This is a genomic window from Enterobacter cloacae complex sp. SHL012, assembly GCF_049237505.1.
In the GTDB taxonomy this organism is placed as follows: Bacteria; Pseudomonadota; Gammaproteobacteria; order Enterobacterales; family Enterobacteriaceae; genus Enterobacter; species Enterobacter kobei.
On the sequence record NZ_JBMKIZ010000010.1, the window covers coordinates 68,374 to 90,777 of the forward strand.

Annotated in this window: 20 protein-coding genes and 2 tRNA genes; 6 read left to right on the forward strand and 16 right to left on the reverse strand. The window is 54.8% G+C overall.

Features of this window, described 5'->3' with window-relative positions; genetic code table 11:
• Window positions 1-50: 50 nt before the first annotated feature.
• From wzzE to trxA, 4 genes are all read right to left on the reverse strand, one after another.
• Window positions 51-1,097: an ECA polysaccharide chain length modulation protein gene (wzzE, locus tag ACOTY9_RS21195; RefSeq protein ID WP_032635150.1), complete on the reverse strand. Its 1,047-nt coding sequence runs from the start codon at window positions 1,095-1,097 to the stop codon at window positions 51-53.
• Window positions 1,098-1,110: 13 nt separating this feature from the next.
• On the reverse strand, window positions 1,111-2,214 hold the full coding sequence (gene wecA, locus ACOTY9_RS21200) for a UDP-N-acetylglucosamine--undecaprenyl-phosphate N-acetylglucosaminephosphotransferase (RefSeq protein ID WP_032635152.1): 1,104 nt from the start codon (window positions 2,212-2,214) through the stop codon (window positions 1,111-1,113).
• A 242-nt stretch (window positions 2,215-2,456) separates the two neighbouring features.
• Window positions 2,457-3,716: a transcription termination factor Rho gene (gene rho / locus ACOTY9_RS21205; protein ID WP_008501566.1), complete on the reverse strand. Its 1,260-nt coding sequence runs from the start codon at window positions 3,714-3,716 to the stop codon at window positions 2,457-2,459.
• A gap of 344 nt (window positions 3,717-4,060) precedes the next feature.
• A complete protein-coding gene (trxA, locus tag ACOTY9_RS21210; protein ID WP_006179218.1) occupies window positions 4,061-4,390 on the reverse strand; it encodes a thioredoxin TrxA in 330 nt (109 codons plus the stop codon).
• 144 nt (window positions 4,391-4,534) lie between these two features.
• On the opposite strand from trxA, the gene rhlB reads away from it, so the two are divergent.
• Both rhlB and gppA read left to right on the forward strand, forming a co-directional pair.
• On the forward strand, window positions 4,535-5,800 hold the full coding sequence (gene rhlB, locus ACOTY9_RS21215) for an ATP-dependent RNA helicase RhlB (protein WP_014885670.1): 1,266 nt from the start codon (window positions 4,535-4,537) through the stop codon (window positions 5,798-5,800).
• Window positions 5,801-5,806: 6 nt separating this feature from the next.
• Window positions 5,807-7,291 (forward strand): guanosine-5'-triphosphate,3'-diphosphate diphosphatase, encoded by a 1,485-nt coding sequence (gene gppA, locus ACOTY9_RS21220; protein WP_348566098.1) that lies wholly within the window; start codon window positions 5,807-5,809, stop codon window positions 7,289-7,291.
• Between the two features lie 56 nt (window positions 7,292-7,347).
• Here gppA and rep read toward each other — a convergent pair whose 3' ends face one another.
• The gene (rep, locus tag ACOTY9_RS21225) at window positions 7,348-9,372 is read right to left on the reverse strand and encodes a DNA helicase Rep (RefSeq protein WP_421637400.1); all 2,025 of its coding nucleotides are present in this window, start codon (window positions 9,370-9,372) and stop codon (window positions 7,348-7,350) included.
• A gap of 85 nt (window positions 9,373-9,457) precedes the next feature.
• Here rep and ppiC point away from each other — a divergent pair, with 85 nt between their 5' ends.
• Window positions 9,458-9,739, forward strand: a complete 282-nt coding sequence (ppiC, locus tag ACOTY9_RS21230; protein ID WP_008501570.1) for a peptidylprolyl isomerase PpiC — start codon at window positions 9,458-9,460, stop codon at window positions 9,737-9,739.
• A gap of 85 nt (window positions 9,740-9,824) precedes the next feature.
• On the opposite strand, the gene ilvC is transcribed toward ppiC, so the two are convergent.
• Window positions 9,825-11,300, reverse strand: coding sequence for a ketol-acid reductoisomerase (gene ilvC, locus ACOTY9_RS21235; protein WP_045135412.1), 1,476 nt, complete (start codon window positions 11,298-11,300; stop codon window positions 9,825-9,827).
• Between the two features lie 152 nt (window positions 11,301-11,452).
• Here ilvC and ilvY point away from each other — a divergent pair, with 152 nt between their 5' ends.
• Window positions 11,453-12,343, forward strand: coding sequence for an HTH-type transcriptional activator IlvY (ilvY, locus tag ACOTY9_RS21240; protein ID WP_014885674.1), 891 nt, complete (start codon window positions 11,453-11,455; stop codon window positions 12,341-12,343).
• Window positions 12,344-12,361: 18 nt separating this feature from the next.
• Here ilvY and ilvA read toward each other — a convergent pair whose 3' ends face one another.
• The 7 genes from ilvA to ilvL all read right to left on the reverse strand — a co-directional run bounded on the left by ilvA (window position 12,362) and on the right by ilvL (window position 18,912).
• Window positions 12,362-13,906, reverse strand: coding sequence for a threonine ammonia-lyase, biosynthetic (ilvA, locus tag ACOTY9_RS21245; protein ID WP_014885675.1), 1,545 nt, complete (start codon window positions 13,904-13,906; stop codon window positions 12,362-12,364).
• A gap of 2 nt (window positions 13,907-13,908) precedes the next feature.
• On the reverse strand, window positions 13,909-15,759 hold the full coding sequence (ilvD, locus tag ACOTY9_RS21250) for a dihydroxy-acid dehydratase (RefSeq protein ID WP_348566097.1): 1,851 nt from the start codon (window positions 15,757-15,759) through the stop codon (window positions 13,909-13,911).
• 60 nt (window positions 15,760-15,819) lie between these two features.
• The gene (gene ilvE, locus ACOTY9_RS21255) at window positions 15,820-16,749 is read right to left on the reverse strand and encodes a branched-chain-amino-acid transaminase (protein WP_014885677.1); all 930 of its coding nucleotides are present in this window, start codon (window positions 16,747-16,749) and stop codon (window positions 15,820-15,822) included.
• A gap of 18 nt (window positions 16,750-16,767) precedes the next feature.
• Complete coding sequence (gene ilvM, locus ACOTY9_RS21260; RefSeq protein WP_003860184.1) at window positions 16,768-17,031, reverse strand: acetolactate synthase 2 small subunit; 264 nt, start codon at window positions 17,029-17,031, stop codon at window positions 16,768-16,770.
• Window positions 17,028-18,674: an acetolactate synthase 2 catalytic subunit gene (ilvG, locus tag ACOTY9_RS21265; protein WP_348566096.1), complete on the reverse strand. Its 1,647-nt coding sequence runs from the start codon at window positions 18,672-18,674 to the stop codon at window positions 17,028-17,030. The genes ilvM and ilvG overlap by 4 nt, the downstream gene beginning before the upstream one ends.
• A gap of 2 nt (window positions 18,675-18,676) precedes the next feature.
• On the reverse strand, window positions 18,677-18,727 hold the full coding sequence (gene ilvX / locus ACOTY9_RS21270) for a peptide IlvX (protein WP_201405605.1): 51 nt from the start codon (window positions 18,725-18,727) through the stop codon (window positions 18,677-18,679).
• Between the two features lie 86 nt (window positions 18,728-18,813).
• Window positions 18,814-18,912 (reverse strand): ilv operon leader peptide, encoded by a 99-nt coding sequence (gene ilvL / locus ACOTY9_RS21275; protein WP_001311244.1) that lies wholly within the window; start codon window positions 18,910-18,912, stop codon window positions 18,814-18,816.
• Between the two features lie 341 nt (window positions 18,913-19,253).
• On the opposite strand from ilvL, the gene ACOTY9_RS21280 reads away from it, so the two are divergent.
• The gene (locus tag ACOTY9_RS21280) at window positions 19,254-20,774 is read left to right on the forward strand and encodes a YifB family Mg chelatase-like AAA ATPase (protein WP_348566095.1); all 1,521 of its coding nucleotides are present in this window, start codon (window positions 19,254-19,256) and stop codon (window positions 20,772-20,774) included.
• A gap of 29 nt (window positions 20,775-20,803) precedes the next feature.
• Here ACOTY9_RS21280 and ACOTY9_RS21285 read toward each other — a convergent pair whose 3' ends face one another.
• Complete coding sequence (locus ACOTY9_RS21285) at window positions 20,804-21,142, reverse strand: DUF413 domain-containing protein (RefSeq protein WP_014885680.1); 339 nt, start codon at window positions 21,140-21,142, stop codon at window positions 20,804-20,806.
• A gap of 118 nt (window positions 21,143-21,260) precedes the next feature.
• Here ACOTY9_RS21285 and hdfR point away from each other — a divergent pair, with 118 nt between their 5' ends.
• Window positions 21,261-22,082, forward strand: coding sequence for an HTH-type transcriptional regulator HdfR (hdfR, locus tag ACOTY9_RS21290; protein ID WP_023331590.1), 822 nt, complete (start codon window positions 21,261-21,263; stop codon window positions 22,080-22,082).
• 92 nt (window positions 22,083-22,174) lie between these two features.
• Here the strand turns inward: hdfR and ACOTY9_RS21295 are convergent.
• Window positions 22,175-22,250, reverse strand: a tRNA-Trp gene (locus ACOTY9_RS21295).
• A gap of 53 nt (window positions 22,251-22,303) precedes the next feature.
• Window positions 22,304-22,380, reverse strand: a tRNA-Asp gene (locus ACOTY9_RS21300).
• Between the last annotated feature and the right edge of the window lie 24 nt (window positions 22,381-22,404).

Genomic DNA, 22,404 nt, shown 5'->3' on the forward strand with positions numbered 1-22,404 from the left:
TCTCTTCGATTAGGCGATGAAGGCCATAGCCTTCATCGTAGACGGCGTTCTTAGTTTGTGCGACGACGCATTAACGCCACGCCAGCGCCCGTCAGTGCGCCCACAATCCCCCACATGATCATCAGGAATGCACGACGCGGACTATCGCGTTTTACAGGTTCTTCAGGCGTTCTTAAATAACGATAGGTCTGAAAACGTGGGTCCATCGTGGGACCGACATTAAGCGTGTTCAGCATCGCGCGATTTTGATCGTAGTCGAGGTCAAAATCAGGGCCAACGGCCTGCAGATTTTCCAGACGCGACTGCAGCATTGGGCGACCAAGCAGGAACATTTCAGAGTCAGGCAGTTCATCTGCCGGGACATCCGTCTCAGAGCGGGAAATATTGTGCTGCTCCGCAATTTTTAACGCCTGTTCAATGTTATGTATGCGGCGGGCGAAAATGGCATTTGCCACTTCCTCCTGGCGTTTAACCTGCGCCTTCATCTGGATTGTGCGGGCCGCCCATGCGCCTTTCAGCTCTTCATTAAGATGGCTTGCGGCACGCTGGCTGGCGAACGCGACATACTGACGCAACAGATTGTTGGCGTCCGGCGCGGTTTCTGCAATCAGCTTGACGCTGTCGTTGACGTTACGCAGCGCATCACCCGGCATAAATTGAATATTGTTAATCAGATCGTCCAGCAGCGCGGCATCGGCTTTGGTGTTATCAACCCGACGCTGCTTGTAGTAATCCGTCTGAGACCAGAAATCACGGCGTGTATCCCATGAAGCCAGTTGCATCACGAACTCTTTATAGGCTTCATCCATAACGGAAGCCTGGTCCGGCGTCGCGAGACTGGCTTTAATATCCAGGTTTCGCAGGAATTGCTGCTGGGAATAGTACCCCCCGAGCATGTTAACCGTTGGTCTGTCTGTGATTGCCGTGGCGCTCCACTCCTGTTTTGCAAAGAATGTGTAGGCCAGCGCCAACAGTGCAAACCCCAGCGCGATCCCCGCAATCCAAAGTTTGCCTGCCCATAACACGCGAAACAAACCCCGAATATCCAGTTCATTCTCAGTTACCACTGATTTCGCTCCCGCCAACGGTTGAGTCATCATAGTCCCGGTTTTACTTAGTTAATGTTGTGTTTTTGCCACTGTTACGACGCATCCTGCGCTTAAGACGTTTAATGAATCGCGCGACTTTCCATGCGCGCTTAATGCAGTAGCCGTACAGGAAGAATGCTAGCAAGAATAATACCAACATTACCCATTCAGGAATGAAATGAGCGTATTCCGCTGCCACCCCGATGGCAGCGAGAATAGCGGCCGCCAGAGTGATTAAAACGAATGCCTGACGAGACGTAAAACCGGCACGCATAATAAGGTGATGAATATGCTGTCGGTCTGGTGAGAACGGACTCATCCCTTTACGCAGACGGCGATACATAATCGCCACCATATCCATTAATGGGATAGCAATAATCCACAGCGCAGTTACCGGGCTTATAGGATGAGTTTTCCCCTGCGTGGTTTCAAGCAGGATCCAGATAACGGTAAAACCGATCAGCGTACTGCCCGCGTCACCCATAAAGACTTTGTAGCGACGCCCCAGCGCACCGAGGTTTAAGAGGATATAAGGCAGGATGGCGGCGATCATGGCAAAACACCACATCGACAGGCTGTACTGGCCATCAAACCACAGAATGATACCGATAGCGGCAAATGATACTGACGACAAGCCACCCAGCAAACCGTCGATACCATCCACCATGTTGAAAGCATTGATTGCTGCCCAGACGGCAAAGAGCGTCAGGAAGAAACCAAATGGCCCAAGTACCAACTCCCAGGGACCAAACACATAGCCGAGGCTTCGTAAATACAGTCCACCCACCACCATCATAATCACGCCGATAGCCGCCTGAACGGTAGCTCGAATTTTGACGGCAATATCGAATCGGTCGTCTAACGCACCGACTAAAACTAAGACACCAGCACAGGCAAGGTAGAGCGCTGCGTGTGGAATATAATAATCGGCAATGCCAAACGTGAAGCAAATCCCTGCGTAAACAGAGATACCCCCAACCAGCGGAATAAGTCCCTGATGACGTTTACGAAAATTGGGCTTATCCACCAACCCTATTCGTTTTGCCACCTTGCGCGCGATGAACAAAAAACAGGTTGTGAATAAAAAAATACTGATCAGCTCAGTAACGGCAGTGAGTAGATTCACAATGGATTGCTCTCAACAAATGTTAGTCCCGGAAGTATAACCATGAAGCCACTCCCTCAGAAGTAATAAAGCTGGCTTCTTACAACTCCCTTTGTATATTTTTCAATCAATTATTTCTTTGGCTATGCAAACGTTCTTATTGTCGCACTGACCGGTCAAAATTGGGAGTAGATGGTACTAGCGTATAATCCATAAAAGAAAAACGCCACGTAAAAACGTGGCGTTTACAGGCTTTATTTACGTTACGAGCGTTTCATCATATCGAAGAAATCGTCGTTCGTTTTGGTCATCGCCAGTTTGTTAATGAGGAATTCCATTGCGTCGATTTCACCCATTGGATGGATGATTTTGCGCAGGATCCACATTTTCTGCAGCTCTTCCTGGGTAGTGAGCAGCTCTTCTTTACGGGTACCGGAACGGTTGTAGTCGATTGCCGGGAAGACGCGTTTTTCAGCGATCTTACGAGAAAGGTGCAGTTCCATGTTACCTGTACCTTTAAATTCTTCGTAAATCACTTCGTCCATTTTGGAGCCGGTATCGATCAGCGCCGTTGCGATGATGGTCAGGCTACCACCCTCTTCCACGTTACGTGCCGCACCGAAGAAGCGTTTCGGACGGTGCAGGGCGTTGGCGTCCACACCACCGGTCAGTACTTTACCGGAAGCCGGAACCACGGTGTTGTAAGCACGTGCCAGACGGGTAATGGAGTCGAGCAGGATGATCACGTCTTTCTTGTGCTCAACCAGGCGTTTCGCCTTCTCGATAACCATTTCCGCGACCTGAACGTGACGAGAGGCGGGTTCGTCAAAGGTAGAAGCAACCACTTCACCTTTAACCAGACGCTGCATCTCGGTCACTTCTTCCGGACGTTCGTCAATCAGCAGTACCATTAGCACGCAGTCTGGGTGGTTATAGGCGATGCTCTGCGCGATATTCTGCAGCAGCATCGTTTTACCCGCTTTTGGCGGGGCCACGATCAGACCACGTTGGCCGCGACCAATTGGCGATGCCAGATCCAGAACACGCGCGGTTAAGTCTTCCGTTGAACCATTACCACGCTCCATGCGCAGGCGAGAGTTCGCGTGCAGAGGCGTTAAGTTCTCAAAGAGGATCTTGTTACGTGAGTTTTCTGGCTTGTCAAAGTTAACTTCATTGACTTTCAACAGCGCAAAGTAGCGTTCACCCTCTTTAGGAGGACGAATCTTACCTGAAATGGTGTCACCAGTGCGGAGGTTGAAACGGCGGATTTGGCTGGGGGATACGTAGATGTCGTCAGGGCCGGCGAGGTAGGAGCTGTCTGCAGAGCGGAGGAAACCAAATCCGTCTTGCAATATCTCCAACACACCGTCGCCAAAGATATCTTCGCCACTCTTAGCATGCTGCTTCAGGATGGCGAAAATGATGTCCTGCTTGCGCATACGAGCCTGGTTTTCCAGCCCCATATTTTCGCCGAGAGTGATCAGCTCAGAAACCGGCGTATTCTTTAATTCGGTAAGATTCATAATGGTGTGGGTTCTTAAACTCGGGGTGATTCTCGAACTTAATGTTGTGAATGGTATGGCAGGGTCATCCATGCCTGTTTAGCGGCCATCATCTCATGTCTGTTCGCTGTCTGGTCACAGGGAAAGAACGCAGAACTGAAACGACAAGACGGATTGAGTGACAAGCCCGGAATTTAGCCACTTCACGCACTGTTGATGTCAACAAGGGGAAGTATCGGGTAAAACAAGATTCAAACAACAGATATGTTTAAAACGAAGTCATAGCTAACTTAGCACGACTTAAGCCGGGCGTCCAGAGTTCCACATCATTTAGCCGGGTGCTCTGGACGCACAGCGGAGAAACCTTACGCCAGGTTAGCGTCCAGGAACTCTTTCAGTTGACCTTTGGACAGCGCGCCCACTTTGGTCGCCGCCACTTCGCCGTTTTTGAACAGCAGCAGGGTCGGGATGCCACGGATACCGTATTTTGGTGCGGTGCCCGGGTTCTGGTCGATGTTCAGTTTGGCAACGGTCAGTTTGCCCTGATATTCGTCAGCGATTTCATCCAGAATCGGAGCGATCATTTTGCAAGGACCACACCATTCAGCCCAGAAATCGACGAGGATCAGCCCGTCAGCCTTAAGTACGTCCGTGTCAAAACTATCGTCAGTCAGGTGAATAATTTTATCGCTCATATATAACTCCACAGGAATAAGCCTGGTACGTTGGTTTTGTCTACACCAACGACGTGTTGATGTCGCATTAACCAACTAAAGGTTGACTTTATTTCACCGGATACGCTTTCGTAAAGCAATAGTAAGCTGATATTCTACCACACTATGAGCAAAACACATTTAACAGAACAGAAGTTTTCCGACTTCGCCCTGCACCCAAAAGTGATTGAAGCCCTTGAAACTAAAGGGTTTCATAACTGCACGCCCATTCAGGCTCTCGCACTGCCGCTGACGCTGGCCGGTCGCGATGTTGCAGGGCAGGCGCAAACCGGTACCGGCAAAACGATGGCGTTTTTAACGTCAACGTTTCATTATTTACTTTCTCACCCAGCGATTGCAGACCGCAAAGTTAACCAGCCGCGCGCGCTCATTATGGCCCCGACGCGAGAACTGGCGGTACAGATCCACGCAGACGCTGAACCCCTGGCACAGGCTACCGGTCTGAAGCTTGGCCTGGCCTATGGCGGTGACGGCTACGATAAGCAGCTGAAAGTGCTGGAAAGCGGCGTGGATATCCTGATTGGTACCACTGGCCGTCTTATCGACTACGCCAAACAGAACCACATCAACCTCGGCGCAATCCAGGTTGTGGTGCTTGATGAAGCCGACCGTATGTACGATCTGGGCTTCATTAAAGATATCCGCTGGCTGTTCCGCCGCATGCCGCCGGCCAATCAGCGTCTGAACATGCTGTTCTCTGCCACCCTCTCTTACCGTGTGCGTGAACTGGCGTTTGAACAGATGAACAACGCCGAATACGTGGAAGTCGAGCCTGAGCAGAAAACAGGTCATCGCATTAAAGAAGAGCTCTTCTATCCTTCTAATGAAGAGAAAATGCGTCTGCTGCAAACGCTGATCGAAGAAGAGTGGCCGGACCGCGCCATTATCTTCGCAAACACCAAACACCGCTGTGAAGACATCTGGGGCCATCTGGCTGCAGACGGTCACCGTGTGGGCCTGCTCACTGGCGACGTTGCACAGAAAAAACGCCTGCGTATCCTCGACGAATTTACCCGTGGCGATCTCGATATTCTGGTCGCAACCGACGTGGCAGCGCGTGGCTTGCACATTCCTGCCGTTACGCACGTCTTTAACTATGATCTGCCGGATGACTGCGAAGACTATGTACACCGTATCGGTCGTACCGGTCGCGCGGGTGCGAGCGGCCACTCAATCAGCCTTGCGTGTGAAGAGTATGCGCTGAATCTTCCAGCCATTGAGACGTACATCGGTCACTCGATTCCGCAGAGCAAATACAATCCCGAAGCGCTGTTAAGCGAACTGCCGCCGCCTAAGCGTCTTACACGCCCACGCTCCGGCAATGGCCCGCGTCGTTCAGGCGCGCCGCGTAATCGTCGTCGTTCAGGTTAAGAAAATATGCTCAGCTCCACCTCGCTTTATGCAGCAATCGATCTCGGTTCGAATAGTTTTCATATGCTGGTTGTGCGCGAGGTGGCAGGGAGCATACAAACGCTGACGCGCATTAAGCGCAAGGTCCGCCTCGCGGCGGGCCTGAGCAGCGATAATGTTCTCTCTCCCGAAGCCATGGAACGTGGCTGGCAGTGTCTGCGGCTCTTTGCAGAGCGTCTGCAGGATATCCCGCATGCCCAAATCACCGTGGTCGCCACCGCGACGCTCCGCCTGGCGGTTAACGCCGTGGATTTTATTGCCAAAGCGCAGGAAATCCTGGGGTGCCCGGTTCAGGTAATCAGCGGCGAAGAAGAAGCTCGCCTGATCTATCAGGGAGTTGCGCATACGACAGGCGGGGACGATCGCCGTCTGGTGGTAGATATCGGCGGTGCCAGTACCGAGCTTGTGACCGGTACCGGCGCGCAGGCGACCTCGCTGTTCAGCCTGTCGATGGGCTGCGTAACCTGGCTTGAGCGTTACTTCGCTGACCGCAATCTGGGTAAAGAGAATTTCGACGAGGCAGAAAATGCCGCGCGCGAAGTGTTACGTCCGGTGATGGACGAACTGCGCTACCACGGCTGGAAAGTGTGTGTCGGTGCGTCAGGTACCGTTCAGGCCCTGCAGGAAATCATGATGGCGCAGGGAATGGACGAGCGCATTACGCTTGCCAAACTTCAGCAGCTTAAACAGCGCGCCATTCAGTGCGGACGCCTGGAAGAGCTGGAAATTGAAGGCCTGACGCTGGAACGTGCCCTGGTCTTCCCGAGCGGGCTCGCCATTCTGATCGCCATTTTCACCGAGCTGAACATCCAGTTTATGACCCTTGCCGGCGGCGCGCTGCGCGAAGGTCTGGTCTACGGGATGCTGCATCTTTCAGTGGATCAGGACATCCGCAACCGTACTTTGCGCAACGTGCAGCGTCGTTTTCTGGTTGATATCGATCAGGCTGGCCGCGTATCGCAGCTGGCCTCTCGCTTTGCCGATCAGGTCGCTAACGTCTGGGATCTTGACCCTCTGAGCCGCGATTTATTGCTGAGCGCTTGTGCTCTGCATGAAGTGGGGCTGAGTATCGACTTTAAGCAGGCCCCGGCTCATGCAGCCTACCTTGTGCGTAACCTTGACTTACCGGGCTACACGCCCGCACAGAAAAAGCTGCTGGCAACGCTGCTGCTGAACCAGACCAACGCCGTTGATCTCTCCTCTCTTCATCAGCAAAACGCTGTACCGCCGCGCGTGGCCGAGCATCTGTGCCGCCTGCTGCGTCTGGCGATTCTGTTTGCAAGCCGTCGTCGTGATGATTTGCTGCCTGCGATTAATCTGGTGGCCGATGATGAGAAGCTGACGCTGACGCTGCCGGAAAACTGGATTGATCATCACCCGCTCGGCGCAGAGATGATCGAGCAGGAGTGCCAGTGGCAAAGCTATGTGCACTGGGCACTGGAAGTAAAATAAGAGAGTAGAATATGCCGGGTGGCGCTGCGCTTACCCGGCCTGCAAGCCCTTCAAACTCATCCCTTCTCTTTGGCTTTTGCCAGCATGGCGCGAATGTTTGCCACGTTCGCCTGGCCTTTGTGCATCCGCTCTTCAGCGGTAATCACCTTGCGCTCTTGTTCCCAAATCAGATCGTCCTGCGGCAGTTCCAGCAGAAAACGGCTTGGCTCCGGGCGGACAAGCTCACCATACTGGCGGCGCTCTTTACACAGCGTGAATGTCAGCTCTTTCTGCGCACGGGTGATCCCCACATAGGCCAGACGCCGCTCCTCGTCGACGTTGTCTTCATCAATACTGCTCTGATGGGGCAGCAACCCCTCTTCCATACCGACCAGATACACATACGGAAACTCCAGCCCTTTTGACGCATGCAGCGTCATCAGCTGAACCTGATCAGCCTCTTCTTCGCTCTCGCCGCGCTCCATCATGTCGCGCAGGGTAAAGCGAGTGACCACCTGGGTCAGGGTCATCGGCTCATCGATTTCCGAGCCTTCCAGCATTTCGGTCATCCAGCTGAACAGCTGGTTAACGTTTTTCATGCGCATCTCAGCCGCTTTCGGGCTGGCGGAGGTTTCGTACAGCCAGGATTCGTAATCAATACCGTGAATCAGATCGCGCACCGCCGCCACCGGCTCGCGCTCTGCAAGACGCTGCACTTCGCCAAGCCAGTGGGTGAATCGCGTTAACGAGTCGTAACCGCGCCCGGTCAGCGTCTGGCTTAGTCCCATATCGAAGCTGGCCGTAAACAGGCTTTTATTGCGGGTCATCGCCCATTCACCCAGCTTTTGCAGCGTCGCCGGACCGATTTCGCGCTTCGGCGTATTCATGATGCGCAGAAACGCGCTGTCGTCATCCGGGTTAGTGAGCACACGCAGATAGGCCAGCAGATCTTTAATTTCAGGCCGTGAGAAGAACGAGGTGCCGCCCGAGATTTTGTACGGTATGCGGTTCTGCATCAGCATCTTTTCAAAGACGCGCGACTGGTGATTACCGCGATAAAGGATCGCGTAATCTTTATATTCGGTTTTGTTGACGAAGTGGTGGGCAATCAGTTCGCCCGTCACGCGCTCCGCTTCATGTTCTTCATTGTTGGCGCTGAGCACTTTCAACTCTGTGCCGTAGCCCAGCTCGGAGAACAGGCGCTTTTCAAATACGTGCGGGTTATTGGCAATCAGGATGTTTGCCGCCTTCAGGATCCGTCCGGAGGAGCGGTAGTTTTGCTCCAGCTTAATCACCTGCAGCGCGGGGAAGTCTTTACTCAGCAGCACCAGGTTTTGCGGACGCGCGCCGCGCCAGGAGTAGATCGACTGGTCGTCGTCGCCTACCACGGTGAAACGGGCACGCTGGCCCACCAGCAGCTTTACCAGCTCGTACTGGCTGGTGTTGGTGTCCTGATATTCATCCACCAGCAGGTAGCGGATTTTATTCTGCCAGCGCTCGCGCACCTCTTCATTTCGCTGTAAAAGCAGCGTCGGCAGCAGGATCAGGTCGTCGAAGTCCAGCACATTACACGCTTTCATGTGCGCATCGTACAGACCATAACAGTGGGCGAAGATCCGATCCCGTTCGCCTTTGGCGATCGCCGCAGCCTGGGCCGGGGTCATTAGATCGTTTTTCCAGTTAGAGATCGTCGAGATCAGCTGCTGCAACAGCACCTTGTCATCTTCGATCAGCCCTTCAGTGAGCTCTTTGAGTAATGCCACCTGGTCGGTGTCATCGAAAAGCGAAAAGTTGGATTTCATCCCCAGCGCGGCATACTCACGTTTGATGATATCCAGCCCCAGCGTGTGGAACGTGGAGATCATCAGCCCGCGCGCCTCTTTGCGCCCCAGCGTCTGGCCGACACGTTCTTTCATTTCGCGTGCCGCTTTGTTGGTAAAGGTGACCGCCGCAATGTGACGGGCCTGATAACCACAGCCGCGGATCAGGTGCGCAATCTTATTGGTGATGACGCGCGTTTTACCGGATCCTGCTCCCGCCAGCACCAGACAGGGTCCGGTGACAAATTCGACGGCTTGTTGTTGTCCGGGGTTTAGACGCATAAATGATCACTCAATGAAAGTCAGGAGGGGAGAATAACAGCGTGGTAGTATAGCGAGCCTAATCCATACCACTCAAGGCACGATCATGGCAAAAACAGCAGCAGCACTGCATATTCTTGTTAAAGAAGAGAAACTGGCTCTGGATCTTCTGGAGCAGATCAAAAACGGCGCCGACTTCGGCAAGCTGGCTAAGAAGCACTCAATTTGTCCGTCAGGCAAACGTGGCGGCGATTTAGGTGAATTCCGTCAGGGCCAGATGGTGCCGGCGTTCGATAAAGTGGTCTTCTCCTGCCCGGTGCTGGAGCCGACGGGTCCGCTGCACACGCAGTTTGGCTACCACGTCATTAAAGTGTTATATCGCAAATAAAAAGCCGGGTGGCGGCTGCGCCTTACCCGGCCTACATTTTACGTGTTTGTAGGTCGGGTAAGCGAAGCGCCACCCGACAAGGTTGTTAACCCGCTACCGCGATACGCTTCATATCGGTCATGTAGCCACGCAGTTTGTGACCCACTTTCTCGATCTGGTGGCTGCGAATCGCTTCATTCACATCGCGCAGCTGCGCGTTGTCTACCGCACCTTCCGCAATCGCTTTGCCCAGATCGCCCGGTTGCAGGGTGGTCATGAACTCTTTCAGCAGCGGTACGCAGGCGTAGGAGAACAGGTAGTTACCGTATTCAGCGGTATCAGAGATAACCACGTTCATTTCGTACAGACGCTTACGGGCGATGGTGTTCGCGATCAGCGGCAGTTCGTGCAGAGATTCGTAGTAGGCAGACTCTTCGATGATGCCTGAATCCACCATGGTTTCGAACGCCAGCTCAACACCCGCCTTCACCATGGCGATCATCAGTACGCCTTTATCAAAGTACTCCTGCTCGCCAATTTTACCTTCAAACTGTGGCGCCGTTTCGAACGCGGTTTTGCCGGTCTCTTCACGCCAGGTCAGCAGTTTCTTATCGTCGTTCGCCCAGTCCGCCATCATGCCGGAAGAGAATTCGCCGGAGATGATGTCGTCCATATGTTTCTGGAACAGCGGTGCCATGATGGTTTTCAGCTGTTCAGACAGGGCGTAAGCACGCAGTTTTGCCGGGTTGGACAGACGGTCCATCATCAGCGTAATGCCGCCCTGCTTCAGCGCTTCGGTGATGGTTTCCCAGCCGAACTGAATCAGTTTTTCCGCGTAGGCCGGGTCGGTGCCTTCTTCCACCAGCTTGTCGAAGCACAGCAGAGAACCGGCCTGCAGCATACCGCACAGAATGGTCTGCTCGCCCATCAGGTCAGATTTCACTTCGGCAACGAAGGAAGATTCCAGAACACCCGCACGGTGGCCGCCGGTCGCCGCAGCCCATGCTTTAGCAATCGCCATGCCTTCGCCTTTCGGATCGTTTTCAGGGTGGACCGCGATCAGGGTCGGTACGCCGAAGCCACGTTTGTACTCTTCGCGTACTTCCGTACCCGGGCACTTCGGCGCCACCATCACTACGGTGATGTCTTTGCGGATCTGCTCGCCAACTTCAACGATGTTGAAGCCGTGGGAGTAACCCAGTGCAGCGCCGTCTTTCATCAGCGGCTGTACGGAACGCACCACGTCAGAGTGCTGTTTGTCCGGGGTCAGGTTAACCACCAGATCCGCCTGCGGGATCAGCTCTTCGTAGGTGCCCACTTTGAAGCCGTTTTCGGTCGCTTTACGCCAGGAAGCACGCTTTTCAGCAATCGCTTCTTTACGCAGGGCATAAGAGATATCCAGACCGGAGTCACGCATGTTCAGGCCCTGGTTCAGACCCTGTGCGCCACAGCCGACGATGACCACTTTTTTACCCTGAAGGTAGCTCGCGCCATCGGCAAATTCATCGCGCGCCATGAAGCGGCATTTGCCCAGCTGCGCCAGCTGCTGGCGCAAGTTCAGTGTATTAAAGTAGTTAGCCATGGGTGATACCTCGTGATGTTGTGTGTCTTATTGTTCGGTTCGCGTTTCAGCGAGAATAGAACCACATTACAACAGGAAATTTATTGCGGAAATTGATATATTCACAACGTCATATTGCAATTTTTGCAATATAAAAAGAGGGAGTGGAATCGGTGGATTTACGCGATCTGAAAATGTTTCTGCATCTGGCGGAAAGCCGTCACTTTGGCCGCAGCGCACGGGCGATGCACGTCAGCCCCTCCACGCTCTCGCGCCAGATACAGCGCCTTGAGGAAGACCTCGGCCAGCCGCTGTTTGTGCGCGATAACCGCACCGTCACGCTCACGGAAGCGGGTGAAGAACTGCGCCTTTTTGCCCAGCAGACGTTGCTGCAGTATCAGCAGCTACGGCACGCCATTGACCAGCAGGGGCCGTCGCTGTCCGGCGAGCTGCATATTTTCTGCTCCGTCACTGCCGCCTACAGCCATCTGCCGCCCATTCTTGATCGCTTCCGCGCGGCACATCCATCGGTTGAAATTAAGCTGACCACGGGCGACGCCGCCGACGCGATGGAAAAAGTGGTGACGGGCGAAGCGGATCTCGCCATTGCAGGGAAACCCGAAACGCTCCCGGGTGCGGTAGCGTTTTCAATGCTCGAAAATCTGGCGGTGGTACTTATTGCCCCGGCGCTGCCCTGCCCGGTGCGAAACCAGGTATCGGTAGAAAAACCGGACTGGTCCACGGTGCCGTTTATCATGGCCGACCAGGGGCCAGTGCGCCGTCGCATTGAGCTGTGGTTCCGCCGACAAAAAATCAGTAACCCGTTGATTTACGCCACGGTCAGCGGTCATGAGGCGATGGTGTCGATGGTGGCGCTCGGCTGCGGCGTGGCGCTATTGCCGGAAGTGGTGCTGGAAAATAGCCCGGAACCGGTGCGCAATCGCGTGATGATTCTGGATCGCAGCGATGAGAAAACGCCGTTTGAGCTTGGCGTGTGCGCACAAAAAAAGCGGCTGCATGAGCCGCTTATTGATGCGTTCTGGAAGATATTGCCCAACCATTGAAGTCGGGTTGCGCTCCGCTTATCCTGCCAGGAAGAAACGGAAGGCGGGGTTGTGGGTTTCGTCGTGACACTCATAGCCCAGTTCGTTCAGCCGTGTTTCAAAATCCGGCTCGTGCTCACCCAGTTCAAACGCCGCCAGCACGCGGCCGTAGTCGGTGCCGTGGCTACGGTAATGGAACAGGGAGATGTTCCAGTGCGTGCCCAGCGTGTGCAGGAATTTGAGCAACGCGCCCGGTGATTCCGGGAATTCGAAGCTGAACAGGCGTTCCCTGAGCGGCTTCGAGGGACGCCCGCCGACCATATAGCGCACGTGCAGCTTCGCCATTTCGTCGTCTGAAAGGTCCACCACGCTGTAACCACCGTCATGCAGGAGGTTAAGGATCTCTTTACGCTCCTCGACGCCACGGCTCAGACGCACGCCGACGAAAATGCAAGCATCTTTGGCATCGGCGAAACGGTAGTTGAACTCCGTCACCGAACGACCGCCCAGCAGCTGGCAGAACTTCAGGAAGCTCCCCTTCTCTTCCGGAATAGTCACCGCCAGCAATGCTTCACGCTGTTCACCCAGTTCGCAGCGCTCGGACACGTAGCGCAGGCCGTGGAAGTTCACATTGGCGCCGGAAAGCACGTGCGCCAGGCGCTCGCCGCGGATGTTGTGCTGCGCGATGTATTTTTTCATCCCCGCCAGGGCCAGCGCGCCGGACGGCTCCGCCACCGCACGCACATCCTCAAACAGATCTTTCATTGCCGCGCAGATAGCATCGCTATCAACCGTGACGATATCGTCGAGGTATTCCTGGCAGAGACGGAAGGTTTCATCGCCAATGCGTTTTACCGCCACGCCCTCGGCAAACAGCCCAACGCGCGGCAGATCCACCGGATGCCCGGCATCCAGCGCCGCTTTCAGGCAGGCAGAGTCCTCCGCTTCAACAGCGATGACTTTGATCTGCGGCATCAGCTGTTTGATCAGCACGGCCACACCCGCCGCTAACCCGCCGCCGCCCACCGGAACGAAGACGCGGTCGAGATGGGCATCCTGCTGCAGCAGTTCAAGCGCCAGCGTGCCTTGTCCGGCAATGACCATCGGGTGATCGAACGGCGGCACCCAGGTGAAGCCCTGCTGCTGTGCCAGCTCAATGGCTTTGGCTTTAGCTTCGTCAAAATTGGCGCCGTGGAGCAGCACTTCCCCGCCGAAACCGCGTACCGCGTCGACTTTGATGTCAGCGGTAGCAACCGGCATCACGATTAGCGCTTTCAACCCCAGACGAGCAGACGAGAACGCCACGCCCTGCGCATGGTTGCCCGCCGAGGCGGTAATGACGCCGCGCGCTTTTTGCTCGTCGGTCAGTCCGGCCATCATCGCGTAGGCGCCGCGCAGCTTGAAGCTGTGCACCGGCTGGCGGTCTTCGCGCTTCACCAGGATCACGTTGTCGAGGCGCGAAGAGAGTTTTTCCATTTTCTGAAGCGGCGTGACCTGCACGGCTTCATAGACCGGTGCGCGTAGCACCGCTCTCAGATATTCCGCCCCCTCGGGGGCGGCGGATAAGGGTTGTGACTCGGCCATCATTAGCCCCCAAGTTTCGATTTATCGCGCACCGCGCCTTTATCTGCACTGGTGGCAAGGCTCGCGTATGCGCGCAGGGCGAAGGAGACTTCACGCTGACGATCTTTCGGCGTCCAGGCTTTATCGCCGCGCGCTTCTTGTGCCTCACGACGGGCCGCAATTTCATGGTCGCTCAGCTTCAGTTGAATGCCGCGATTCGGGATATCGATTTCGATCAAGTCACCGTCTTCAATGATGGCGATGTTGCCGCCGCTTGCCGCTTCCGGTGAAACGTGGCCGATGGAGAGCCCGGACGTACCGCCGGAGAAACGGCCGTCGGTGATCAGCGCACAGGCTTTGCCGAGACCCATGGATTTCAGGAAGGTGGTTGGGTAGAGCATTTCCTGCATGCCCGGCCCGCCTTTCGGCCCTTCATAGCGAATAACAACCACGTCGCCTTCTACCACTTTGCCACCGAGGATGGCGTCCACCGCTTCATCCTGGCTTTCGTACACTTTCGCCGGGCCGGTGAATTTAAGGATGCTGTCGTCCACGCCTGCCGTTTTCACGATGCAGCCGTTTTCCGCGAAGTTACCGTACAGCACGGCCAGACCGCCGTCCTTGCTGTAGGCGTGCTCCAGCGAACGGATGCAGCCTTCGGCGCGATCGTCATCCAGGGAATCCCAGCGGCAATCCTGCGAGAACGCCTGCGTGGTACGGATCCCGGCGGGACCGGCGCGGAACATCGTTTTCACCGCGTCGTCTTTGGTCAGCATCACGTCGTATTGGTCCAGCGACTCCGGCAGCGTCAGACCGAGCACGTTTTTCACGTCGCGGTTCAGCAGCCCGGCGCGATCCAGCTCGCCCAGGATACCGATTACGCCACCGGCACGGTGAACATCTTCCATATGGTATTTCTGGGTGCTTGGCGCAACTTTACACAGCTGCGGCACTTTACGGGACAGCTTGTCGATATCACTCATGGTGAAGTCGATTTCGGCTTCCTGCGCGGCGGCCAGCAGGTGCAGAACGGTATTGGTGGAACCGCCCATGGCGATATCCAGCGTCATCGCATTTTCAAACGCCGCTTTGCTGGCGATGTTACGCGGCAGTGCACTCGCATCATCCTGCTCGTAGTAGCGTTTGGTGAGCTCAACGATGCGTTTACCGGCGTTGAGGAACAGCTGTTTACGATCGGCGTGGGTCGCCAGCAGCGAGCCGTTACCCGGCTGCGACAGGCCCAGCGCTTCGGTCAGACAGTTCATGGAGTTGGCGGTGAACATCCCGGAACAGGAGCCGCAGGTCGGACACGCGGAGCGTTCAACCTGGTCGCTCTGCTCGTCAGACACTTTCGGATCCGCGCCCTGGATCATCGCATCGACCAGGTCGAGCTTGATGATTTTGTCGGACAGCTTGGTTTTACCGGCTTCCATTGGGCCGCCGGAGACGAAGATCACCGGAATGTTCAGGCGCAGGGAGGCCATCAGCATCCCCGGGGTGATTTTATCGCAGTTGGAGATACAGACCATTGCATCGGCGCAGTGGGCGTTGACCATGTACTCAACCGAGTCGGCGATCAGCTCACGCGACGGCAGTGAATAGAGCATGCCCCCGTGACCCATTGCGATACCGTCATCCACCGCGATGGTGTTGAACTCTTTCGCCACACCGCCGGAAGCTTCGATTTGCTCGGCAACCAGTTTACCGAGGTCGCGCAGATGCACATGGCCTGGCACAAACTGGGTGAAGGAGTTCACCACGGCGATAATTGGCTTGCCGAAATCGGCGTCGGTCATCCCGGTGGCGCGCCACAGTGCGCGGGCACCCGCCATGTTACGGCCGTGGGTGGTGGTGGCTGAACGATACTTAGGCATGCTTTATTTACTCCCGTCTGACTATTCAATGGGACGGTGCGTGCCGTCCCAAATTTATATTTAGTGATTAACCTGATCCAACCAGCCGTATTTATCTTCTGTTTCGCCAGTAAAGAGGCCAAAGAAGGCTTGCTGGATGCGTTTGGTGACCGGGCCACAGCGGCCTTCGCCGACCTGAATACCGTCTACGCTACGAACCGGCGTGATTTCAGCCGCCGTACCGGACATGAACACTTCATCAGCCAGATACAGGGATTCGCGGGACAGCACCTGCTCGCGCACTTCGATACCCAGGTCTTTCGCCAGCTTGATGATGGCGTCACGGGTAATACCCGGCAGCGCGGAAGATGTGAATGGCGGCGTGAACAGGATGCCATCTTTCACTTCAAACAGGTTTTCACCTGCGCCTTCCGAGATGTAGCCATTCACGTCCAGCGCGATACCTTCCTGATAGCCGTGACGGCGCGCTTCGCTACCGACCAGCAGAGAGGAAAGGTAGTTACCGCCCGCTTTAGCAGCGGTCGGGATGGTGTTTGGCGCCACGCGGTTCCAGGAAGAAACCATTGCGTCGATCCCCTGCTCCAGGGCTTCTGCTCCGAGGTAAGCCCCCCACGGGAACGCGGCAATGATCACATCGGTGTTGTAACCGGCTGGCGGGTTCACGCCCATACCGACATCACCCACGAAGACCAGTGGACGAATGTAGGCGCTGGTCAGGTTATTCTTGCGAATGACTTCGCGGCAGGCTTCCATCAGCTCATCAACGCTCTGTGAAACCGGGAAACGATAAATTTTGGCTGAATCATGCAGACGCTGCATGTGTTCGCGATGGCGGAACACCACTGGCCCTTTGTGAGAATCGTAGCAACGGATACCTTCAAAGACGGAGGTGCCGTAGTGCAGCGCGTGGGACATGACGTGGACCTTCGCGTCCTCCCAGCGAACCATCTCACCATTGAACCAAATGTAATCAGCTTTTTTTGTCGTCATTTTTTCGTCCTGTCACGCTTAAGCGCGGATTTGTTGTGATGTGGTTGTGCTCTGGCAGATGGCAACATGGGCAACGTCTACCAGTTTTGATAACTGACTAAACAGTAAGTCGACCGGCCGCGGGCTGGCAACGGTTAATTCGATACTGATGTTCTGCGCGTCGGTGGCCGTCTCCATATTCATAGAGCAAATCTGAAAACCACGATGACGGACCACACGCAAAACGCGTTCCAAGGTTTCCGGGTTGAAGCGAGCCTGCACGGCGACCTGATGTTGCATCATGATAATTTCTCCAGCATTTGTGAGTTACTGGCACCGGGCGGTACCAACGGCCAGACGTTCTCAAGCTCGTCGATTGAGACATGAAGCAGGTACGGCCCTTCGCTTGACAGCATGGTGTCGAGTGCCGCTTCAACCTGGTCTTTACGGGTGATGTGCTGGCCAGGAATGCCGAAGGCGCTGGCCAGGGTGAGGAAATCGGGGTTATCGGTCAGGGTGGTTTCGCTGTAACGCTCCTGGAAGAACAGCTGTTGCCACTGTCGAACCATCCCTAAACGCTGATTATCCAGCAACACGATTTTCAGCGGCAACTGCTTGCGCTTAACGGTGCCCAGCTCCTGAACGTTCATCATGAAGGAGCCGTCACCGGAGATACAGATAACCGTATCGTTCGGGCGAGCCACCTGCGCACCCACGGCGGCAGGCAGGCCAAAGCCCATGGTGCCTAAGCCGCTGGAGGTGATGAAGTTTTCCGGACGGGTGTAGGTCATGTGCTGGGCTGACCACATCTGGTGCTGGCCTACGTCGGTGGTGACGACACTATCAGCCGGTTTACGGTCAGACAACTGTTTCAGCAGCAGCGGCGCGTAGATGGCATCGCCAGGATGGTCGTAACGCCAGGCGTGTTCGGCGCGCATCTCTGCGGCGTGCTGGCGCCACGCGCTGATATCCAGTGGCTGCGCCAGTGCCGGTAACAGCGTATTGAGATCGCCCTGCAGCGCGACGTGCGCCTGACGCAGTTTGTTCATCTCCGCCGGGTCGATATCCATATGGATAACTTTGGCATTTGGCGCGAAGGTATTCAGTTTGCCGGTAACGCGGTCGTCAAAACGCGCACCCACGGCGATGAGCAGATCGCACTCTTGCACCGCCAGGTTTGCGGCTTTAGTGCCGTGCATCCCCAGCATGCCGAGATAGTATGGGTAGTCTGCATCAACCGCACCAAGACCTTTCAACGTGCAGGTGGCAGGCATTTGCGTTACCGCGATAAATTCACGCAGGGCAGGCACGGCCTGCGCCATGCCGACACCCCCGCCGACGTACAGCATCGGCTGTTTCGCCTGCGCCAACATCTGGCGCGCCTCTTCAACCTCTGCATGCGGGAACGCATCGTCGCTTTCCACGGTGGAGAAGTGCGGTTCCAGTTCGCCGAGTGCAACCTGGATATCTTTCGGGATATCCACCAGAACGGGGCCAGGGCGGCCCGAGCTCGCCACTTCGAACGCTTCGGCCATTACGCGCGGCAGCTCATCCAGAGACTGGACAAGGAAGCTGTGCTTGGTGCAGGCCAGCGATAAACCAAGCACGTCCACTTCCTGGAAAGCATCGGTACCGATGAACGGGGAAGCCACCTGACCGGTGATCGCCACAATGGGCACGGAATCGAGCAGCGCATCAGCCAGGCCGGTAATCAGGTTCGTTGCGCCCGGACCTGACGTTGCCATGCACACGCCAGTTTTACCCGTCGCGCGGGCATAGCCGATAGCGGCCATTGCTGCCCCCTGCTCGTGTCGGCACAAGAGATGTTCCACGCCGCCGTCATACAGTGCATCGTAAATCGGCATGATCGCGCCACCCGGATAACCGAATACGGTCTCGACTCCCTGCGCGCGCAACGCATGTACAACCCATTGTGCCCCATTCATAGTTAGTTCCCCGTCATAAATCTGGAGAAACAGAATTTTATGCTAGTCGTCATGTCCTGCTCCTCGTTTACGTTTTTTAGTCATAAAAAAACCCCCGGACCTTTCGGTGCGGGGGTCTTAGTTCGTTAAGGCTTGATTTCTAAGCCTTTCCTCGTCCAAGTGCAGCCCCGCACGGTGGGATAATAATCACCACCACGCTAATCACGACCAGGCTAATCACTCGTAGAAGGGCTGTCATTTTCAGTTCTTTTTGCATCTTGTTCGAAGGAATACCTAAAGAGTTATCACAGTTTTTAAATCAAACACAAGATTTATTTATGACGCATTTGGTTAGGCCGCGAATCATATTTCTTAAAATCGTTGTTTTATATGGGGAAATTGAAGAATGAATATTTTTCATATTTTTACGACGGCGCTAACCATCAAAACGGCGCTTTTTACCTTCTGCGAGAAGTCTTCCACGGGTATGTAATGATTTCATTGTGCGCTTAAAATCTCTGAATAAGAGCCGTAAATACGCAAAATGACGCTAAACAGACAAAAGAGGCACTGGCATAGTCGTACCAGGAGGTAGTGCAAATGTCACTGTCAGTTGTTTATACGCGTGCGGCTCTCGGGGTGAAGGCACCGCTTATTTCTGTAGAGGTTCATCTGAGTAATGGGCTACCCGGGCTCACGCTCGTCGGGCTACCTGAAACGACGGTTAAAGAAGCCCGGGATCGCGTTCGCAGCGCAATAATAAATAGCGGTTATACCTTCCCCGCGAAGAAGATCACCATCAACCTGGCTCCCGCCGATCTGCCCAAAGAGGGAGGACGATATGATTTACCTATCGCGATTGCGCTTCTCGCAGCCTCTGAGCAGCTTAATACGACCAGGCTAGGCTCGTACGAGTTTGTGGGAGAACTCGCGCTCACAGGCGCGTTAAGGGGCGTTCCCGGTGCGATATCGGGCGCGCTGGAAGCTATACGTGCAGGACGGCAAATCATTGTCGCGAATGAAAATGCATCAGAAGTGAGTCTTATCGCCGAGAAGGGGTGTCTTGTCGCAGGGCATTTACAGGAAGTTTGCGCCTGGCTGGAAGGGCGCCATGAACTGTCCGAGCCGGAAGAGTGTGACAATCTTATAGCCGATACCCCAGAGGATCTCAGCGAGATTATGGGACAGGAGCAGGGGAAACGGGCGCTGGAGATTACGGCCGCAGGTGGACACAATCTTCTTTTGATCGGCCCGCCTGGTACGGGTAAAACGATGCTGGCGAGCAGGCTGAGTGGCTTGCTGCCACCGCTCAATAATAATGAAGCGCTGGAAAGTGCCGCCATTTATAGCCTTATCAGTTCTACCTCGTTGCAAAAACAGTGGCGCCGTCGCCCTTTTCGTTCACCTCATCATAGCGCTTCACTGACGGCGATGGTCGGCGGTGGGTCTATTCCCGGGCCGGGTGAAATCTCACTGGCGCACAATGGCATTCTGTTTCTCGACGAGCTGCCTGAGTTTGAGCGCCGCGTCCTGGATGCCCTGAGAGAACCCATTGAATCTGGAGAGATACACATCTCACGCACGCGAGCCAAAATAAGCTATCCCGCGCAGTTTCAGCTGGTCGCTGCGATGAATCCCAGCCCTACGGGTCATTATCAGGGCAATCATAACCGCTGTACGCCAGAGCAGACGTTGCGCTATCTGGGAAAGTTATCCGGCCCGTTTCTCGACCGTTTCGATTTATCCCTCGAAATCCCCCTTCCCCCGCCGGGCCTGCTCAGGCAAAAAGGCATCACGGGTGAAAGCTCAGCAGATGTACGCGAGCGGGTCATTGCTGCCCAGACGCGACAATATGCCCGTCAGAACAGGCTGAATGCACGGCTGGATAATGCCGGGATCCGGCAGTTTTGTTCTCTTAACATGGAGGATGCGGTTTGGCTGGAGGAAACCTTGACGCGTTTTGGTCTTTCTATACGCGCGTGGCAGCGTTTGCTGAAAGTGGCCAGAACCATTGCTGACGTGGAGGGTTGTAGTGACATTCAGAGGAAACACTTGCAGGAGGCGCTGAGCTACCGCGCTATCGATCGTTTGCTGCTCCATCTGCAGAAGTTGCTGGCGTAAAAAAGGGGCCGTAGCCCCTTCTCATCATCTTAGTCATCAGACTCAGTGTAGTCTTCTGCGCCTTCCATCTGCGGCTTACCGCCGGAGAGCGTATGGAAGCGTTTTGGACGCTTAATCCGCGCCATGTACTTGATCCATACACGTTCTGCTTCAGACTGTGGCTCACGCTCGCCACGGCACACTAAGACAAACTGCTTTTCATCTTCAGTTGCAGGCTCACGCTTACCCAGATCCAGCTCGTTGAAGGCATAACCATGACGCTCAAGCAGCTGCGCCTCTTTGATGGTGAAATCGCCGTGACGAGAGAACCCGCGCGGATAATGTTTATTGTCGAAAAAACGATTAGTCGTCGTAAAGCTTTCCGCCATCCTACACGCTCCTAATTCTTTGGCCGAGCTATTTATGGCGCGGAGTATTAGTTACGCTTGACAGAGTGTAAAACAAAACATTTAAATCATAACGACAAATTATTTTGCGGAGAAAGATGTGGATACGGAATTGCTAAAAACTTTCCTCGAAGTGAGCAGAACACGCCACTTTGGGCGAGCAGCTGAAGCCCTTTACCTGACGCAGTCAGCGGTCAGTTTTCGTATTCGACAGCTGGAAAATCAACTGGGTGTGAATCTTTTTACCCGCCACCGCAACAACATACGTTTAACGCCTGCCGGTGAGAAACTGCTCCCCTATGCGGAAACGTTGATGAATACCTGGCAGGCAGCACGTAAAGAGGTTGCCCATACGTCGAGGCACAATGAGTTCTCGATAGGGGCCAGCGCGTCCCTGTGGGAATGTATGCTAAGTCAGTGGCTTACCCGGCTATATCGGTCTCATGAACATTTGCAATTTGAAGCCAGAATTGCGCAACGCCAGTCCCTGGTTAAGCAACTTCATGAGCGCCAGCTTGATCTTCTTATCACGACTGAAGCCCCCAAGATGGACGAATTTAGCAGCCAGATCGTAGGGCAGTTTGGTCTGGCACTTTATGCTTCTGAACCTTCAATGATGAAAGCCGATCTGACCTATTTGCGCCTGGAGTGGGGTCCTGATTTTCAGCAGCATGAGGCGGGATTGATAACCCCAGATGATGTTCCACAGTTAACCACCAGTTCTGCCGAGATTGCCTGTCAGCAACTTCCCTTGTTGAAGGGTTGCACCTGGTTACCCGCCCGTTGGGCAGATACTAAAGCGGGGCTACATACCGTGATAGATTCCACCACCATTTCGCGCCCGCTGTATGCGATTTGGCTGCAAAACAGCGATAAGCAGTCGCAGATAAAAGATCTCTTAAAAATCAATATTATGGAATGATGCATCAGCCAGCAGGGAAGCTGGCTGAAAATTCAGGTGTGCCGTTGTATTTCAGGCAAAAAAAATCCTTTGCCGAAGCAAAGGATTCGATATGGCAGGGGCGGAGAGACTCGAACTCGCGACACCCGGTTTTGGAGACCGGTGCTCTACCAACTGAGCTACGCCCCTAAAGTTTTTTGCCATTAAGCCTGCCAGTGAGGCAGGCTTAATGTCTTAATAAGTGGCGGAACGGACGGGACTCGAACCCGCGACCCCCTGCGTGACAGGCAGGTATTCTAACCGACTGAACTACCGCTCCACCGAAGACTGCTTGTAACCACCG